This is a genomic window from Pseudochrobactrum saccharolyticum (assembly GCF_008801715.1).
GTDB classification, from domain to species: domain Bacteria; phylum Pseudomonadota; class Alphaproteobacteria; order Rhizobiales; family Rhizobiaceae; genus Pseudochrobactrum; species Pseudochrobactrum saccharolyticum.
This window is the reverse complement of the sequence record NZ_VZPG01000002.1, coordinates 568,118-586,980: the sequence shown is the minus strand read 5'-3', so window position 1 is coordinate 586,980 and position 18,863 is coordinate 568,118. Positions and strand designations below refer to the sequence as shown.

Below are 18,863 nucleotides of genomic sequence, written 5' to 3'. Positions count from 1 at the left end.
TTCAAAGAGAGAAGGCGTTAGAAGGACAGAGCCTGATCCATCAGGGTCTGATTGATTTTAACCGGATATTCGCTCTGCAGACGGCCAACCAGCTGTTCCAGCAGGTCGTCGCCAATGCGTGAGGAAATCGCATCGCGTGTGCCCTGTGGCAGGCTTTCCGCGCTGACACCGGCAGGCTCAGTTGTCTCAATCACTTTGAACAGGATCTGGGTTTCTTTATTGATGCCGCTTGCAACGCCTGTGAGATTGTCCGCGCCGCCGAAGATCTGTGCAACCGCAGCCTCTGACAGTTCAGAATCTGTAGCCGTACGGGTCAGGCCGCGCTTGGTCTGTTTTTCAACGCCGGCTTCCTGAGCAAGAACGTCCAGAGTTTCACCGGCTTCAAGGCGCTTGCGCAGCTCTTCGGCTTTGGTTGTCAGACGCTTTGCTGCTTCATCCTGTTTCCACTCGGCTGCAACCTGATCTTTGACTTCATCAAATGTTTTGTCGCGGGCAGGTGTCACGCCATCCAGCTGATACCAGATATAACCACGGGTCGGAGTTGGCAGTGCATCATTATCAATGCCCTGATCCGACTGGTAAACAGAGGTCAGGAAGGAAGGCAGCTGCGGCAGATCAGCAACCGGCTTACCGTCCGGAGCATTGCCGTTCACATCAACAGCTTCTACGGTTTTAACTTTGAGTTTCAGCTTTTCAGCAGCCTGCGCCAGTGTTGCGCCATTGCCGCGTTCTTCTTCAAACGAGTCATGAACCGCATTCAGCGAGGTCAGCGCCTGTGTCAGAGCCAGAGTTTTACGGATTTCCGGTGCAACTTCTGCTTCTGTTTTCACGGCTGCAGGCTCAATTGCGCTGACATGCAGCAGCACAGGGCCGAATGCGCCTTTTACAACATCGCTTGTGCCATTGGCAGGCAGAGCGAAAGCCGCATCAGCAATCACTGCATCCGGCAGATCGCCTTTTACAAATGTGCCGAGTTTAACATCTTCTGGCTTTTTGCCGCTCTGGGTAACAAGATCAGCAAAGCTGGTGCCGGATTTGATTTTATCCGAAGCCGCTTTTGCTTCCTCTTCATTGGCGAAATTCAGCTGTTCAAGAGTGCGCTTTTCTTCAGTCGAGAAACGGGCAATGTTCTTTTTGTAATATTCCTGAATCTCTTCCGGCATAACATCGGCTTCGTTGACAATGTCCTGCGCTTCGAGCGGCACATAGCTGACTTTACGATATTCCGGTGCGCGGTAATTGCCGAGATGGCCATCATACCATTTTTTCAGTTCAGCATCGTCAGGTGTAGCAATTGTGTCAGCTTTTTCCTGAGTAAGGGTGATGTAATCAACCGTGCGGCTTTCACCGTCATAAAGCGCCAGCGCCTTGAATAATGTGTCCGGTGCGCTCATGCCGTCTGACACAGCTTCAACGATCTGCTGACGCAGCGCATATTTGGTGCGGCTGTTGAAATAGTCCTGCGCGCTCATACCGGCCTGACGCAGCACTGCGTTAAACTGGTTATTGGAGAAGCGGCCGCTGGAATCCAGAAATGCCTGATCTTCACCGGTGAGACGGGCGAGGTGATCTTTCGACATGCCCAGTCCCATCTGGCGTGCCTGTTCATCAAGCAGCACGCCTGCAACCAGCTGGCCCGTTACTTGTGACGGAATACCGAGCGCTTTAGCCTGATCGCGGGTCAGCTGCTGACGCAGCTGGTTGGAAACAGCAATCACCTGACGGTCATAGGCCAGACGATATTCAGTCGGCGATACGGATGAGCCTCCGGCTTCCAGAACAGCATTGCCGCTGAAACCTTCACGGAACACATCTGCGATACCCCATACTGCAAAAGAGAGGACGAGAAGACCGAGAAAGAATTTCGAGACCCATGATTTGGATGCAGTGCGCAAGCTGTCAAGCATAGAAGTACCTTTGTGGAGTAAACTCACTTTGTTAAATAAGGGGATAGCCGCCGATGATAATGCAGTCAAACGGAAACCTGCCTTCAGGGCACTAAGAACGAAAAGAATTGTGGCATTATTGCCGTTAAAGCCATGTTGAGCGATGCGTTTGGGGATTTGCTTTCAGGTCTGAATTTGCTAGAGCGGTTTCAGTTTTGGGCACGAACCGGCTCTGCCGCACCGGTCTAAACCGGCGAGGCCGTGTCAGAAGCCGCTATGCAATGCGGCTGAAATCATTGGTGAGGAGGGTGTAATGACCCCGGAAATACGTCCGCTTGTTGCGGGTAACTGGAAGATGAACGGCACCGGCGAGCAGCTGGGTGAACTGCGTGCAATCGCTGCCAATCTTAGCACGGATATCGGCCGCAAGTTCGACGTGGTGATCTGCGTACCTTCCACTCTTATTTCGCGTGCTGCGGCTACACCAGAAACCGATGCTATCGGCGTTGGCGGTCAGGATTGCCATGCAGCAGAATCAGGCGCGCATACCGGCGATATTTCTGCGCTGATGCTGAAAGAAGCAGGCGCAAGCCATGTGATCCTCGGTCATTCCGAGCGCCGCACAGATCATCATGAGACCAGTGAAGCCGTTTGCGCCAAAGTACAGGCCGCTTGGAAAGCCGGTCTGACCGCGATTGTCTGCGTTGGCGAAACCGCTGAACAGAAGCAGGCCGATCAGACACTCGAAATCGTTGGTCAGCAGATCGCAGATTCGCTGCCTGAAGGTGTGACACCGGAAAATACCGTTGTTGCCTATGAGCCTGTCTGGGCAATCGGTACCGGCCTGACACCAACCGTTTCGGATGTGCGCACGGTACATGCTTTCATCCGCTCGAAGCTGATTGAGCGTTTCGGTGCCAAAGGTGCGCATCTGCGTCTGCTCTATGGTGGTTCGGTGAAGCCGAATAATGCTGTTGAATTGCTCGGCGTTGCTGATGTGGATGGCGCGCTTGTCGGCGGTGCCAGCCTGAAAGCCACAGATTTCCTCGCAATTTGCGACGCCTATCGCGTGCTCTGAATTTGAATAAATATCAATCCCTTGCAAGCATTCGGTTGCAGGGGGTTGGATTGTCGGATAAATCCGTGTAGAAAGCCGTTTCTACTCCTATAAGAAAGCAGTCCGGAAACCCATGCAAACCGTTCTTATTGTTATACATCTCCTGATCGTTCTCGCACTTGTCGGCGTTGTGTTGATTCAGCGTTCCGAAGGCGGTGGTCTTGGTATCGGTGGTGGTTCAGGTTTCATGACTGCGCGCGGTGCAGCCAATGCTCTGACCCGCACAACTGCAATTCTGGGCGCAGGTTTCTTTGCAACTTCGCTGCTTCTGGGCATCATCGCTATGAACGGCGAACGTCCGACAGATATTCTCAACCGTATCCCTGCCGGCAGCTCACAGACTGCACCTGCAGGCGGCAACGGTATTCTGGATCAGCTCGGCGGTGGTACAACAACACCGGAAAGCACACCGGCACAGCCTGCCACTCCGGCAAGCCCGGTTCCGAGCTCCCAGTAAGAGCCGGATTTATGAATGATAAAAAGCCTCCTCGCGGAGGCTTTTTTATTTTAAAGGTTTTGCAATAAAAGTGTTGCAGGCTTGCCATAGACGACGGGATTAGCTTGTGGGTAACATATTGCCCGTTGAGAGATCAGTGAGTTTGGCCTATCAGCAAGCAACCTGTTTACACCTCATCTTCGGCTCATCGTGCTGATGAGACATAAAAGAGTGTTTTGAGAAAGCCCCATGATTTCATCCCGTGTTCTCATCGCCGGTTTTGCCGGTTTGTGCTTAAGTTTCTCCGCTCTCACCGGTCAGGCTGCCGCCCAGACGGCTGCTGCGGCCGCATCAACGGATACAACGGCTAAAGCCGCCAAGCCGGAGAAGAAGAAAGCCACAACCCAGAAGGCTGCCAAAGGCAAATATAATATTGATCCGAGATATCAGGCACAGACAGTTGCCTTTTCGGGCTATCCGGTAGGGACAATCGTTGTCGATCCGGCAAAATATTTCCTTTATCTGGTAGAAACACCAACCACAGCCCGCCGTTACGGTATTGCTGTCGGTAAAGTCGGTCTGGAATTTAAGGGCACCGGTACAATCAATGCCAAGCGTGAATGGCCGCGCTGGATTCCGACCGCAGACATGGTCAAGCGCAGCCCTGAACATTACGGCCGTTTCAAAAACGGTATGGACGGTGGTCTGGGTAATCCGCTGGGTTCACGCGCGCTCTACCTGTTTCAGGGCAATAAAGACACCTATATCCGTATTCACGGCACGGTTCAGCCTTGGACAATCGGCAGCTCGGCATCAAATGGCTGCTTCCGTATGACCAATGAAGATGTCATGGAACTCTATGAGCGTGTAAATCTCGGAGCGACTGTCGTCGTTCTCTGATTATGCCGACATAAAACAAAAGCCGGCTCAGGCCGGCTTTTTGCGTTTTTGTGAAGTAAATTTAGTTTTACAAAAAGTTTTTCAGGACAAGCGAATAAGCAGTGGCAATTTGTTTGTCGAAGCACTATCTGTTTGCTCAGAGCTGCGGAGCAGATTTCCGTAGCGCGTTATCAACGCAGGTTTTGTAATTTCAGCACTGTCAGGAAAATTCCTTACGGTGGTGTTGTTGCGTGAATTATGGGTTTTGCCAAAAAATCCTTCATGGATTTTACGGGTAAATGTTAAGAGTAATGAAAAATCCGTTACGAAAGTCATTTTTTAGTGGCGGAATCAATCAGGAGAGTCTAACGACATAAGCCCATGGCGCGATATGTATTCATCACAGGCGGCGTGGTCTCTTCCCTTGGAAAAGGCATAGCTGCAGCAGCACTGGCGGCTCTTCTTCAGGCACGTGGTTACCGCGTGCGGATCAGAAAGCTCGACCCTTATCTCAACATTGATCCGGGCACGATGTCTCCTTACCAGCATGGTGAGGTATTTGTGACCGATGACGGTGCGGAAACCGATCTTGACCTCGGTCATTATGAGCGTTTCACCGGTCGTTCTGCGACAAAGCAGGACAATATCACCACCGGCCGCATCTACCAGAACATCATCGAGAAAGAACGCCGCGGCGATTATCTCGGTGCAACGGTTCAGGTCATTCCGCATGTAACGGATGAGATCAAAAACTTCATTACGGAAGGTAATGAGGATTATGATTTCGTACTTTGCGAAATCGGCGGCACAGTCGGCGATATCGAAGCAATGCCGTTTCTGGAAGCCATCCGTCAGCTCGGCAACGAATTGCCGCGCAACACAGCCGTTTATATTCACCTGACATTGATGCCGTATATTCCGGCAGCGGGTGAGCTGAAAACCAAGCCGACACAGCATTCGGTGAAAGAATTGCGTTCGATCGGTATTGCTCCGGATGTTCTGCTGATCCGTGCGGATCGTGAAATTCCGGAATCCGAGCGCAAGAAGCTTTCGCTGTTCTGTAATGTCCGTCCGAGCGCGGTTATTCAGGCGCTGGATGTTAAGTCGATTTATGATGTGCCGATGGCCTATCATAATGAAGGACTGGATTCAGAGGTTCTGGCAGCTTTCGGCATTGAACCGGCACCAAAACCGCAGATGGAACGTTGGGAAGAAATTGCCAACCGTATTCATAATCCGGAAGGTGAGGTTACTATTGCAGTTGTCGGTAAATATACCGGCCTGAAAGAAGCCTATAAATCGCTGATCGAAGCTCTGACCCATGGCGGCATTGCCAACCGTGTGAAAGTCAATCTCGACTGGATCGAAGCGGAAGTGTTCGAGAGCGAAGACGCTGCACCTTATCTCGAAAAAGTTCACGGCATTCTGGTGCCGGGCGGCTTTGGCGAGCGTGGTGCCGAGGGCAAAATTCTCGCGGCAAAATTTGCCCGTGAGCATAAAGTTCCTTACTTCGGTATCTGCTTCGGTATGCAGATGGCATGTATTGAAGCCGCGCGTAATCTCGCTGGTATCAAAGATGCTTCTTCCACCGAATTCGGTCCTGCGAAGGAACCGGTTGTCGGTCTGATGACGGAATGGCTCAAAGGCAATATGCTGGAGAAGCGTTCTGCATCTGGTGATCTCGGCGGTACGATGCGTCTGGGTTCTTATGAATCCATGCTGAAAAGCGGCACCCGTATTGCTGATATTTATGGCTCGACAGATATTCATGAGCGTCATCGTCACCGCTATGAAGTCAATATTGACTACATGGAAAAGCTTGAAAAAGCCGGTCTGACCTTCTCCGGTCTGTCACCTGACGGTGTTCTGCCGGAAACTATCGAATATGCTGATCATCCGTGGTTCATTGGTGTGCAGTATCATCCGGAGCTGAAATCGCGTCCGTTTGAGCCGCATCCGCTGTTTGCTTCCTTTATCGAGGCAGCGGTCACTCAGAGCCGTCTGGTTTAAGATCTGAAGCGGGCACTTTAACAGTGCCCGTTTTGCTTTTATCAAAAGGACTGGATATTGCGGTTTGCAATGTCCATATGCTGAAAATGAAACCGCACTGCGGTTTCTGCGCAAATTTACCTGCGCCGTTATTTATTGGGAAAAGTCAGGTACTTTTCAATTTTGAGGAACAGATATGACTGCCAATCCTGTTGTTGAGGTTAAGGCGCCGTCAGGCAATGTAGTGTTTTCCAACAAGGGCGCATTGTCGATCATTGCCGGCCCGTGCCAGATGGAAAGCCGTGAACACGCCTATGATATGGCTGGTGCCTTGAAAGAAATGACAGATAAGCTCGGCATTGGTCTGGTTTATAAATCGAGCTTCGACAAAGCCAATCGTACTTCGCTGAAAGGTCAGCGCGGTATCGGCCTCGAAAAGGCTCTGGAAGTTTTTGCTGATCTTAAAAAAGACTTCGGCTTTCCGGTGCTGACGGACGTGCATACTGAAGAGCAATGCGCTGTTGTCGGTGAAGTTGTTGATGTGTTGCAGATTCCGGCATTCCTCTGCCGTCAGACTGATCTGCTGATTGCTGCCGCCAATACCGGCCGTGTGGTCAACATCAAGAAAGGTCAGTTTCTGGCGCCATGGGACATGAAAAATGTCATGGCCAAAGTGGTGGAGAGCGGCAATCCGAATGTGATGCTGACCGAGCGTGGTGCATCTTTCGGCTATAATACACTCGTGTCGGATATGCGCTCTTTGCCGATTATGGCGGGCCTTGGCGCGCCGGTGATTTTTGACGCGACTCATTCGGTTCAGCAGCCGGGCGGTCAGGGTGAAACCAGTGGCGGTCAGCGTGAATTTGTTGAAACGCTCGCCCGTGCATCGGTCGCGGTTGGCGTTGCCGGTGTCTTTATTGAGACGCATCAGGATCCGGACAATGCACCTTCCGACGGCCCGAATATGGTGCCTTTGAAAGACATGCCGCGTCTGCTTGAAACACTGATGGCTTTCGACAAGCTGGCAAAATCCCTTTGATCTTGCTGGTTGCCAATTAGCAAAATCTCTCTGAGATAATTAGCTAATAAAAAGCCCCGCATTTTGCGGGGCTTTTTTTGTGTCTCAGAACTTCTTGCTAAGGCTGACTTTGAAATTACGGCCAGGCATGGCGGTAATGCCATCGCTCAGATAAGGCTCGTATTTCTTGTCAAAAATATTGTCGAGACCGATATCCAGCTTGGTATCTTTCATCATCCCGCTTTGCGGTGCCCATGTCAGAAACAGATCATGGATACCATAGCCTGCACTTTCAGGACGGGCATACTCGCCGCCATTCTGATTATGCGGTGTCTTGGACTGACGGGCAACAAAAGTCCCTGTCCAGCCCAGTGTCAGATCATAATCAGGTACTTTCCAGCCCAGCGTTGTCACCAGTGTCGCCGGTGCCAGATCCTTGAGATAGGTGTTATAGCCATAGATATTATTCAGCGCACCATGACGGCTGCCATGCATTGTAGAGAAGGCCGCATCGGCAAACATATAAGTTGTGTCGTAATGGGCTGAAATCTCGATACCGGCAGAGTAGTAGGACGGCATGTTCCAGTAAGTGTCACCATCTCCGCGTTTTTCAGGCATGTTTTTAGTACCAAAGCGCCGGTTAATCGGATTGGTAACATGGTTATAATAAGCTGTTGCCCGCACTTTCAGCTGATCATCACTGGTGAAAAGCTGGTTGTGAATGGTTTCAACGCCAATCTGGAAGTTGTTGTTGCGTTCCACTTCAAGGTCACGGCTGGTGCGTGGCAGGCTACTGCTGGCACTTTGTGTGGAGTAGAGCTCATCAATATTCGGCATACGCATTGCATAGGCCCAATCAGCAAACAGACGGAGATTTGAGGTTGCGTCATAGGTCATGCTCAGACCCGGTGTCAGGCCGTCATGGCTGACTGCGCTGTAATCATGACCGGCAGCAGGATTATTATAGGTCTTTGCAGCGTTAGGCTTGCCTGTTGATCGCACATAATCATAACGCAGACCCGGAATAATGGTCAGCCGATCGGTCAGAGCAATCTTATCAATCACAAAAGCGCTGAAAGTTTCCTGCTTGCCTTCAGGCATATTATACGGAGCAAAATAGCCGTAATTATAATTGGCATTATTTTTGTAAGTATCGGCATACATGACAATATCACGGTTGTGACGCTGTAGCTGAATGCCGTAATTCAGGCTGTGATTAAAACCGCCGAGCGTGAAATTGGATGTGTTTTCCGCTTCGATCCGCAAGTCGGAATATTTGGATTCGTTCCACTTGCCGCCAAGGGATGCAGATGTGCTCACCCCATCAGGGCGCTCGGCATAAAGCGATGTAAAGGCATAACTCACCATCAGGCGCGTATTGACCAGATCGCTGTCACCGGAAAATTTATGCTCGACCGATGAGCTGAAATCTTTCAGGTCGCGCCAGGCGAGGCGGCGGCGGATCGCTTCATAATAGCCGTATTTTTTAACATCGCTGCCAATCGGTTCAACCTGTCCGCGAATAGCCGCAGGCGGACCCCAGTTCTCGCTCATGCCGTAGCTTGCAGTCGCTTTCAGCTCATGGCCGTCAGCGCTGGCACTGCCTTTGGCAGAGAAGGATGTGAGCTTGCTGTCAGAGAAATTATAACGCTCACCACCGCCGATACGCATGTCCTCAGTCTTGCGCCATGTAGCCGCTGCAAGACCGTCAAAATTGATGCCGCTATAATTTGTGCGGCCATAAACAGCGCCGCTCTGCACCCAGCCTTTATTGGCTGTCTGATAGCCGGTCTTTGACCAAAGACCCCAGTTCTCACCTTCGCGCAACATATCGGCTGCGTCTTTGGTTTCCATCTTGATGGTGCCGCCGAAACCGCCATTACCATATTTGATGGAAGTCGCGCCTTTTTCGATCTCAACGCTTTTGAGCAGTTCCGGCTCGATAAAAACGGTTCCCTGATCGTAACGCTCGAAGTTTTTCTGTGCGCCGTCCATGACAATACGCACATCGGTCTGACGGGCGAAACCGCGAATGGCAATGCTCTGACCCTGAATACGCACACCGCCGAGCATGGTCACTCCCGGTGTCTGTTTTACCAGTTCCGGCAGGCTGGCAGCCTGAACACGGTCAATCGTCTCGCGGTCGATGGTGACAATATTCGGGGCATCTGTGCCGTAGCTGCCGGAGCCGACTGTGCCGGTGCCCACAGTAATTGTGTTCAGCTGTAATGTGCCGGATGCATTATCCGCTTGCTGTTTTTCCGTTTGTTTTTTTGGCTGTGCCGTTTGGGCGAGAGCCGCAGGCGTAAGGTTCAGAAATGCAGCAGTGCTTAAAACCGTTGTTGTAAGAAAGAAAAGTGAAAATTTATGCAGGCATGAAAAATTGCGTGCACCGGTGGCAGAACCACCAGCAGCATAAGCAGACATCAGCGCAACTCCTTGGGAGGATGGTTGTTTAAGCTTTGTTAATAGATATGCGCTGCCATAGGAGGATTTATCGTATTTTGCAAATATGTAATTTAATAATTGAGTAAATTAATCATATTTAATCAAAGATCGGATTGATACTGTGTCTGTGTGGTTACAGCCGTGCTCTGGTACTGCGCGGTGTAGCCAGCAACAGATTGGTTTCGCTATTGGTAATACCCGGAACCAGACGGACACGACGCAGCACACTGTCGAGGTCGCTCAGCGTATCGGCATTGATTTCGGCAATCAGATCCCAGCGGCCATTGGTGGTGTGAATTTCTGAAATCTCCGAGAAACCACCCAGCGCTTTCACTACGCGTTCTGTCACATGGCCTTCAATCTCGATCATCATAATACCGCGAACAGCCTGCTCAACAGTGTCCGCACGCAGGATAACCGTATAGCCGAGAATATGGCCGTCTTTTTCCAGACGCTCCAGACGGGCACGGGCAGTGGCACGTGAGACACCGGCATCAAGGGCGAGATCGGAGATGCTGCGGCGTGCATTATGACGGAGCAGGGTGATGAGTTTCTGGTCGAGTTCGTCCACTGTCTTACCATTTTGTTCATTTAACTGCGCAATCTGATAAAGCATCTGTGGAGATTTGCCAATCTTCTCTGTCCACTCTGCCAATGTTTCGTGGTTTTATACCGGAAAATCACCGCTCTGATTGTGCTTTGCAGTCATGGCGGCAGACAATTTACAGTCGTGAGGAACATATATGCATTGTAAGCTGATTGGTGCACCTGTGCAGGACGGAACCGGACGCATGGGTTGCGAAATGGGGCCGAGCGCGTTTCGCGCCGCCGGATTGACTCAAGCACTTGAAGAGCTGGGTCATGATGTTACCGATCTGGGCAATGTGGAACCGGCTGCAAAACGCAATCTGACCCATTCCAATCCGGTTCTGAAAAATCTGCCGGAAATCGTGGCATGGATTGAGGCGCTGGATAAAGCTGCCTATGAGCACAGTGCTGATGGTTTCCCGATTTTCCTCGGCGGCGATCATGCTTTGGCTGCCGGAACTGTTTGCGGTCTGAGCCGTCGCGCCAAAGAGCAGGGACGTCCGCTTTTTGTGCTGTGGCTTGATGCTCACACGGATTTTCACACGCTGGAAACCACCACAAGCGGCAATCTGCATGGCACGCCTGTGGCCTATTATACCGGCCAGAAGGGCTTTGAAGGCACTTTCCCGGAAGTGCTGGCTCCGGTTGATCCTGCGAATGTCTGCATGATCGGTATCCGCTCGGTTGATCCGGCAGAACGTACAGCGATCCGCAAGACTGAAGTGACCGTCAATGACATGCGTATGATTGACGAACACGGCGTTGTTGCACTGCTCAACCGCTTCCTGAAGCGCGTTGAGGAAGCGAATGGCCTGCTGCATGTCAGCCTTGATGTGGATTTCCTTGATCCGAATATCGCACCGGCCGTTGGCACTACAGTTCCGGGCGGCGCGACATTCCGTGAAGCCCATCTGATTATGGAAATGCTTCATGACAGCGAGCTGGTGACAAGTTTTGAGGCGGTCGAACTCAATCCGTTCCTTGATGAACGCGGTCGTACAGCCTTCCTGATGGTCGATCTGATCGCCAGCCTTATGGGCCGCAGCGTGATGGATCGTCCGACCCGCAGCTTCGTGTAAAGCTGACAAGATTTACAGCCAAAGCGCTTCAATTGTCTCTGATGGGCATGAAGCGCTTTTCTTAGTTTAACAGGTTCCGGCAAGACCGGAGGGAGAAAACCTGATGCGTGACAGAACAACTTTGAACCTCGTACCATTTGTCAGTGTTGACCACATGATGAAGCTGGTTCTGAAAGTCGGTATTGAAGAATTCCTGAAAGAACTCTCTGCCTATGTGGAAGAAGATTTTCTGCGTTGGGAAAAGTTTGACAAGACCCCGCGTGTTGCTTCCCACTCCCATGACGGCGTTATCGAGCTGATGCCAACCAGTGACGGTGCGCTTTACGGCTTTAAATATGTCAATGGCCACCCGAAGAACATGAAAGACGGTCTGCAGACCGTTGCTGCTTTCGGTATGCTGTCCGATGTGGATACCGGCTATCCGATGCTGCTGACCGAAATGACCATTCTGACAGCGCTGCGTACTGCTGCGACTTCAGCCGTTGTTGCCAAATATCTGGCACCGGAAAATGCGCAGACCATGGCGATTATCGGCAATGGCGCACAGTCCGAGTTTCAGGCGCTGGCATTCAAGGCGCTGCTCGGCATTAAGTCGCTGCGTCTCTATGATATCGATCCGTCTGCCACTGAGAAATGCAAACAGAATCTCGCAGGATTCGGTTTTGAAATCACCACCTGCACCAGTGCGGAAGATGCAGCGCAGGGCGCTCAGATCATCACCACTGTGACCGCAGACAAGCAGAATGCAACAATCCTGACCGATAATATGATCGGCAGCGGCATTCACATCAACGGCGTTGGCGGTGATTGCCCGGGCAAGACAGAAATGCACAAAGACATTCTGCTGCGCTCCGATATCTTCGTTGAATATCCGCCGCAGACCCGTATTGAGGGCGAAATCCAGCAGCTCGATGCCGATCATCCGGTTATCGAAATGTGGCAGGTGATGAACGGTACTGTTCCGGGTCGCCGTGACCAGAACCAGATCACCCTGTTTGACTCGGTTGGTTTTGCGACCGAAGATTTCTCGGCACTGCGCTATATTCACGACAAGCTGAAATCCACAGGTCTCTATGAAAATCTCGATCTGCTGGCAGATCCGGATGAGCCGCGCGACCTGTTCGGCATGCTGCTGCGCTGCGAAAAGAAACTCGCAGGCGAAGCTGCTTAATTCGCGAATAAATCACAGAGACGGGCAGGGTTACTCCTGCCCGTTTTTGTTTGTGCAATTGCTGAATACTGGACATCATTAAAACAACGGAGTAATTGCCGCTCATGGCTCTGCATCTTGTAAAACTCTGTGTGGGATGTGATTCCCTTGAAGATCTGGCAGCGTGGATTGATTTCCGCCTTGAGGAATGCCGTGCAAACGGCGTGGTGCCGGAGCAGTTTCATACAACACGAATGGTACCGAAACGCCAAGCAGAGCTGCTTGACGGTGGTTCACTCTATTGGGTTATCAAAGGCAATATTCAGGCGCGTCAGCGTTTGCTGGAAGTGCGCACATTTACCGGTGAAGACGGTATCGGCCGTTGTCATCTGGTGCTGGAACCGAAAGTGATCCCGACTGTCTGGCAGCCACGCAGAGCGTTTCAGGGCTGGCGTTATATTGCGGATGAAGAAGTGCCGCAGGATGACAGAGCCGGAGCGGGCGGCGGTATGCAGGCTTTGCCTGTGGAGCTGCGCCGCGAACTGGCGGCGCTGGGTCTTATTTAATCAATACAGAATATCAGCGTAATTTAAGACGGATTGCTGTGCGTCCGTTCACATTGCCTGTTGCAATGCGCAGGGATGCTTCCGGCAGGCTGATACGACGGCTGCGCTGTGCATTGCAGACCAGAAGCCCTACAAATTCACGCGTATTCAGGGATGCGCCGTCAGCGCGCAGATCGGCAAGACGGGCAGCAGCACTACGCAGGGCGTGGACGCTGAGCAAAGTGGTTTTGCCTGGCTTTTGTGAGTCGGATTCCACAGGATCAACATTGGTGAAACCAAACAGATTGAGCATATTCGACATTGTAAACCCTTTACACAATACTCATTGGGTTTGCAGATGGCCTGCCTGAACTATACCGGCGAAACACAAAGCCGGATAATATCGGATATTACGGTCTTAGAGCGCCATGCGTCCCATTGGGTGCATAAAGGTGGCTCTAACACTTTGAAATTAGAGCATAATTTTAACTTAAACTGATTCAAATTTAAGAAATTATGCTCTAAACGGTGCGAACCGCGCGCATTAGCGCGCAATTGCATAGCAGCTGAAGTTCTTTTTCTTCAGGGCAGCACAGGCATCCCATGCGGCAGTTTTGGTGTCAAAACCAACAAAACGTGCACGGTAGAATGTGTTGTTACCCTTGTTGAAAGTCTCAGTCATCGGGGAGGTTGCACGCAGGGTGCTGCCTGCCTGTTGAGCGGCTTTATTCAGCATTTCCTGTGCCTGATTTTCGCTAGGCAGGGAGCCGATCTGAATAGCCCATGCACCGGAAACATCAGCTGCGGCGGCCATGGCAACGGCAGTCTGTTCCGGCTGCTGCTGGCGGGTATTTTCCTGCGGTACAGCAATCGGTTCATTACGCACAGCAGCAACAGGCTTTGGTGCCAGACCCATACGGGAAGCAGCTGTATTGGCGGAAGCTGTGGTAACCGGATCAACATTCGGGATCGATGCTTTAGGCGTTGGAATAGCCACAAGCTGGGAAGATACCGGAGCAGAAGGACGCGGTGTCGGTGCTGCCAGAGCCAGCATTTCAGGCTGCTGGGCAGGAACCGGCTTCTGACGGGCGATAACTGCGCTGATTGCATCCTGTGCGCTGCCTGCGGAGCCGGAAGCATCAGCAACCAGAACCGGCTGGTCGGCACGTTCAGCCGGCAGCGGAACCGCACGCGGCAGAGGAGATGGTTCAGCCGCAACTGCCGGACCTGCAGGTGCATCATTACGGGCAATCAGCAGGGCATCACTGCCGCGACGCGACGGTGTTGCTTTTGGCAGATGTGCCTGAATAAGACGGGTCATTGCTGCGTCACGCGATGCACCGCTGCTGCCGCCCATAACAACGGCGACGATACGACGGCCGTCACGGTTGACGGAAGTGACAAGATTATAGCCGGATGCGTTTACATAGCCGGTTTTAATGCCGTCAACGCCTTCAACGCGGCCGAGCAGACGGTTGTGACCATTGATCGTGCGGCCACGGAACTGGAAGCTGGAGCGGCCGAAATAGCCGTAATATTGCGGGTAATGCTGGCGCAGCGCGATACCGAGAATCGCCATATCGCGGGCTGTGGTCTGCTGGTTCGGGTTTGGCAGACCGGAAGCATTACGGAATGTGGTGGAGCGCATGCCGAGACGACGTGCCTTGGCTGTCATCATCTGTGCAAAACGTGGCTCGGAACCGCCAAGATATTCACCAAGAGCAGCCGCAGCATCATTGGCTGAGCGGGTAATCAGCGCCATAATCGCATCTTCAACGCTGATTGTCTGGCCTGCCGGTACACCGATTTTTGTCGGCGGACGGGTTGCTGCATATTTGGAGAACGGAATTTTGGTGTTTTTGTTGATGCGTCCGGCCTGCATCGCCTCGAAGACCATATAAAGGGTCATCATTTTGGTGAGGGAAGCGGGAAAACGCTTGGCATCTGCGCTTTCTGCAAACAGGGTTTTGCCGGTATTGGCATCAATCACAATCGCGGCATGACGCGGGTTCTTTGCTGCCTGAGCGGAACCTGTCGTGATGGTAAGAGTGAGGGCGCCGGCCATTGTTACTGCTAACAATGAGCGGGCCGCAATCTTGATGCCGGATGCGGCGTGACGGAACGCATGATACACGGTGACTTACCTACCTGGACTGCCAATTTTCAGGTGTGGCGCAAAGGACACGCCACGAACATTTCCGTGATCATATTGCCAACAGCCTTACCAATCCGTTTATAGACGGGCAAATCATGATCTTTTTTTGATTTTTATGATGCTTTTTTAGCTGGCGGACATGTCTGGACGGTCATCCGGTCTGTCTGCATCGTGTTAAGTACCTGCTAATGAATAAAAAATTTATGAGGTGTTTCTTTTCAGGCCAGCTTCAAGAAATTGTGAGTCTTACGAAAATTTTGTTCTGCAGAAGCGTAATTTCCTGTTTGTAACGCATCTTCTGTCCTGAAACTGTTAATAATCAGAGCTAAGGGACTGATGCATTACGGGCTGCAATTTACCGGCCCTGATGAGAGTGATTTGGTTGAATCACTTACCAGTCTTCAGGCCGATCTTGAGACTGGTATTTAAAATGCAGAAACGGGGACAATTTTGCGTGCTTTATTAATTTGCCCCTGTGCGGTTTGCGGAAATCTTTTCTTAAATGATGTGTTTCATGCTGGTTTTTTCCTGCAGGCGCGATACTCTGGACGTGAATGAGGACGTGTCGGGCTTTGTGTTCTGCGGGGCTTAACATTGCCGCGTTTCAACCTACATAATAGGTCTACGATGTGTGGTTTCCCGCCATACAGCGTGACTTCAGAAAATACAGATACGATCAGGACGGATACGATCAGGAATGTGTGCAGCAGACCATTTTTTACAGGTTACTCCTTTTATGCAGGCCAAGTCTCCTGTGATGGGGAGTGACGATGGTGACCCGAAGGACCCAGGTAATGGTACGGCTGTTATTACGCGGACGAAAACCCGCTTAAAACGGCCAAGTCTGTACAGGGTGCTGCTGCTGAATGATGACTATACGCCGATGGACTTCGTTATTCATGTGCTGGAGCGTTTTTTCCAGAAAAACCGTGAAGATGCGACACGTATCATGTTGCATGTCCATAATCACGGGGTCGGTGAATGCGGTATCTATACTTATGAAGTTGCCGAAACCAAAGTGACGCAGGTGATGGATTTCGCCCGTCAACATCAGCATCCGCTGCAATGCGTGATGGAGAAAAAGTGAGGTACAATGCCAACATTCTCCCAAAGCCTTGAAAAAGCACTTCATCAGGCGCTGACCATCGCCAATGAACGTCATCACGAATATGCCACGCTCGAGCATCTTCTGCTTGCTCTGATTGATGACAGAGATGCCGGCGCGGTTATGCGTGCCTGCAATGTCGATATTGCGCAGCTTAAAAAGACTGTCACCGACTATATCGACCGCGAGCTGGATAATCTGGTGACCGGTTATGATGAGGATTCCAAGCCGACAGCCGCTTTCCAGCGGGTGATTCAGCGTTCGGTTATCCATGTGCAGTCATCAAACCGCGATGAAGTGACGGGCGCCAATGTGCTTGTCGCAATCTTTGCTGAGCGGGAAAGCCATGCGGCTTATTTCCTGCAGGAACAGCAAATGACCCGCTATGATGCGGTCAATTATATTTCTCATGGTATTTCCAAGCGTTCGGGTGTCAGTGATGACCTGACCGAAGGCAAGGCGCATAGTGCTGAAGATTCAGCGCAGCCTGAGAATGAAGAACAGAGCAAAAAGAAAATTGATGCGCTGACCGCTTATTGCGTCAATCTCAATGAAAAAGCCAAGGCCGGTAAAATCGACCGTCTGGTTGGCCGCGAAAGCGAAATCAACCGTACGATTCAGGTTCTGTGCCGCCGCTCCAAGAATAACCCGCTTTATGTGGGCGATCCGGGCGTGGGTAAAACCGCGATTGCCGAAGGTCTGGCCAAGCGCATTGTTGACGGCGATGTGCCCGAAGTTCTGCTCAATGACACGATCTTCTCGCTCGATATGGGCAGTCTGCTGGCCGGTACCCGTTATCGCGGTGATTTTGAAGAGCGCCTGAAGCAGGTCGTCAAGGAGCTGGAAGATTATCCGGGTGCCGTGCTGTTTATCGATGAAATTCACACCGTTATCGGTGCGGGTGCCACATCCGGCGGCTCAATGGATGCATCCAATCTGCTGAAGCCTGCACTGTCTTCAGGGCAGATTCGCTGCATCGGCTCAACGACTTACAAGGAGTTCCGCCAGTTCTTTGAAAAGGACAGGGCGCTTGTGCGTCGCTTCCAGAAGATTGATGTGGCCGAGCCGACTATTCCGGATGCCATTGAAATCATGCGCGGTCTGAAGCCTTATTTTGAAGACTTCCATAAAGTGAAGTTCTCCAATGATGCGATCACTGCCGCAGTAGAACTGTCTGCCCGCTATATCACTGACCGTAAATTGCCGGATAAGGCGATTGACGTGATTGATGAAAGCGGTGCCAGCCAGATGCTGCTGCCGGAAGCCAAACGCAAAAAGGTTATCGGCATCAAAGAGATTGAAGCGACCGTGGCAACCATGGCGCGTATCCCGCCGAAGACTGTCTCCAAGGATGATGAGCAGGTGCTTGCCAGTCTGGAAAAAGATCTCAAGCGTGTGGTTTATGGTCAGGAACTGGCGATTGAATCGCTCAGCTCTGCGATCAAACTGGCGCGTGCAGGCCTGCGTGAGCCGGATAAGCCGATCGGTTCTTATCTGTTCTCCGGTCCGACCGGTGTGGGTAAGACGGAAGTTGCCAAACAGCTTGCCAGCACATTGGGCGTGCAGCTGCTGCGTTTCGACATGTCCGAATATATGGAGCGTCATACCGTATCGCGTCTGATCGGTGCACCTCCGGGTTATGTCGGCTTTGAACAGGGCGGTCTGCTGACTGATGGCGTGGATCAGCATCCGCATTGTGTGCTGCTGCTCGACGAAATCGAAAAAGCCCATCCGGATCTTTTCAACATTCTGTTGCAGGTTATGGATCATGGCCGCCTGACAGATCACAATGGCAAGCAGATTGATTTCCGCAATGTCATTCTGATTATGACCACCAATGCCGGTGCGGCAGATATGGCGAAAGCAGCAATCGGCTTTGGCTCCACCCGTCGCGAAGGCGACGATATGGAGGCGATCAACCGTCTGTTCACACCGGAATTCCGTAACCGCTTAGATGCGATTATTCCGTTTGGCCCGCTGCCTGTACCGGTTATCCATAAAGTGGTGCAGAAATTCATCATGCAGCTGGAAGCTCAGTTGGCTGATCGTGGCGTGACCTTTGAACTGGATAAGAAAGCTATCAACTGGCTAGCTGATAAAGGCTATGATGAACGCATGGGTGCACGCCCTCTGGGTCGTGTTATTCAGGAATATATCAAGAAGCCTCTGGCCGACGAGTTGCTGTTCGGTAAGCTCAAAAATGGAGGCACGGTCAAAGTCACAACCGGCGAAAAACCGGATGGCAAGACTGGTCTGGTGATGGATGTGGTGAAGGCCAAGCCGGTCAAGCCGCAGAAAGAACAGCCTGATGAGGAGGTTGCGGAAGCTGCAGCCAAGCCGGAAAAGAAACCGGCAAAAGTTGCAGCCGATAGCAGCTCTGCTCCTGAGGCAACGGAACCGAAGCGTAAATCGGCCTCTGTGCCGAAGGTTCCAAGAACGAAGGAATAAAATAAAAAGCGCCCGTTTCA

The 18,863-nt window shown here is 51.7% G+C and carries 15 protein-coding genes; 10 read left to right on the top strand and 5 right to left on the bottom strand.

Annotation, left to right across the window (positions count from 1 at the left end):
* Nucleotides 1-17 precede the first annotated feature (17 nt).
* Complete coding sequence (locus F7P81_RS09295) at nt 18-1,907, bottom strand: SurA N-terminal domain-containing protein (protein ID WP_151159270.1); 1,890 nt, start codon at nt 1,905-1,907, stop codon at nt 18-20.
* Nucleotides 1,908-2,199: 292 nt separating this feature from the next.
* Here F7P81_RS09295 and tpiA point away from each other — a divergent pair, with 292 nt between their 5' ends.
* The 5 genes from tpiA (at nt 2,200) to kdsA (ending at nt 7,346) form a co-directional block, all read left to right on the top strand.
* Nucleotides 2,200-2,964: a triose-phosphate isomerase gene (tpiA, locus tag F7P81_RS09290; RefSeq protein ID WP_151159269.1), complete on the top strand. Its 765-nt coding sequence runs from the start codon at nt 2,200-2,202 to the stop codon at nt 2,962-2,964.
* Between the two features lie 112 nt (nt 2,965-3,076).
* Complete coding sequence (gene secG, locus F7P81_RS09285) at nt 3,077-3,460, top strand: preprotein translocase subunit SecG (protein WP_075655448.1); 384 nt, start codon at nt 3,077-3,079, stop codon at nt 3,458-3,460.
* A 228-nt stretch (nt 3,461-3,688) separates the two neighbouring features.
* Entirely contained in the window at nt 3,689-4,339 is a 651-nt protein-coding gene (locus tag F7P81_RS09280; RefSeq protein WP_022712420.1) for a L,D-transpeptidase, read from the top strand.
* Nucleotides 4,340-4,699: 360 nt separating this feature from the next.
* Nucleotides 4,700-6,328 (top strand): CTP synthase, encoded by a 1,629-nt coding sequence (pyrG, locus tag F7P81_RS09275; RefSeq protein WP_022712419.1) that lies wholly within the window; start codon nt 4,700-4,702, stop codon nt 6,326-6,328.
* A 175-nt stretch (nt 6,329-6,503) separates the two neighbouring features.
* Entirely contained in the window at nt 6,504-7,346 is an 843-nt protein-coding gene (gene kdsA, locus F7P81_RS09270; protein ID WP_116088077.1) for a 3-deoxy-8-phosphooctulonate synthase, read from the top strand.
* Nucleotides 7,347-7,430: 84 nt separating this feature from the next.
* On the opposite strand, the gene F7P81_RS09265 is transcribed toward kdsA, so the two are convergent.
* Nucleotides 7,431-9,752: a TonB-dependent hemoglobin/transferrin/lactoferrin family receptor gene (locus tag F7P81_RS09265; protein ID WP_151159268.1), complete on the bottom strand. Its 2,322-nt coding sequence runs from the start codon at nt 9,750-9,752 to the stop codon at nt 7,431-7,433.
* Between the two features lie 154 nt (nt 9,753-9,906).
* On the bottom strand, nt 9,907-10,344 hold the full coding sequence (locus F7P81_RS09260) for an Lrp/AsnC family transcriptional regulator (protein WP_028233989.1): 438 nt from the start codon (nt 10,342-10,344) through the stop codon (nt 9,907-9,909).
* A gap of 172 nt (nt 10,345-10,516) precedes the next feature.
* Between F7P81_RS09260 and rocF the strand changes: the two genes are divergently transcribed.
* From rocF to F7P81_RS09245, 3 genes are all read left to right on the top strand, one after another.
* The gene (rocF, locus tag F7P81_RS09255) at nt 10,517-11,440 is read left to right on the top strand and encodes an arginase (protein ID WP_075655442.1); all 924 of its coding nucleotides are present in this window, start codon (nt 10,517-10,519) and stop codon (nt 11,438-11,440) included.
* Nucleotides 11,441-11,543: 103 nt separating this feature from the next.
* On the top strand, nt 11,544-12,611 hold the full coding sequence (locus tag F7P81_RS09250; protein ID WP_075655440.1) for an ornithine cyclodeaminase: 1,068 nt from the start codon (nt 11,544-11,546) through the stop codon (nt 12,609-12,611).
* Between the two features lie 104 nt (nt 12,612-12,715).
* Nucleotides 12,716-13,156 (top strand): DUF1489 family protein, encoded by a 441-nt coding sequence (locus tag F7P81_RS09245; RefSeq protein WP_075655438.1) that lies wholly within the window; start codon nt 12,716-12,718, stop codon nt 13,154-13,156.
* Nucleotides 13,157-13,169: 13 nt separating this feature from the next.
* On the opposite strand, the gene F7P81_RS09240 is transcribed toward F7P81_RS09245, so the two are convergent.
* The gene (locus tag F7P81_RS09240) at nt 13,170-13,457 is read right to left on the bottom strand and encodes a hypothetical protein (RefSeq protein ID WP_022712411.1); all 288 of its coding nucleotides are present in this window, start codon (nt 13,455-13,457) and stop codon (nt 13,170-13,172) included.
* A 222-nt stretch (nt 13,458-13,679) separates the two neighbouring features.
* The gene (locus F7P81_RS09235; protein ID WP_374828070.1) at nt 13,680-15,269 is read right to left on the bottom strand and encodes a D-alanyl-D-alanine carboxypeptidase; all 1,590 of its coding nucleotides are present in this window, start codon (nt 15,267-15,269) and stop codon (nt 13,680-13,682) included.
* A gap of 757 nt (nt 15,270-16,026) precedes the next feature.
* On the opposite strand from F7P81_RS09235, the gene clpS reads away from it, so the two are divergent.
* On the top strand, nt 16,027-16,377 hold the full coding sequence (gene clpS / locus F7P81_RS09230) for an ATP-dependent Clp protease adapter ClpS (RefSeq protein ID WP_028233987.1): 351 nt from the start codon (nt 16,027-16,029) through the stop codon (nt 16,375-16,377).
* A 6-nt stretch (nt 16,378-16,383) separates the two neighbouring features.
* The gene (gene clpA, locus F7P81_RS09225; RefSeq protein WP_151159266.1) at nt 16,384-18,843 is read left to right on the top strand and encodes an ATP-dependent Clp protease ATP-binding subunit ClpA; all 2,460 of its coding nucleotides are present in this window, start codon (nt 16,384-16,386) and stop codon (nt 18,841-18,843) included.
* The last annotated feature ends 20 nt before the right edge of the window (nt 18,844-18,863 follow it).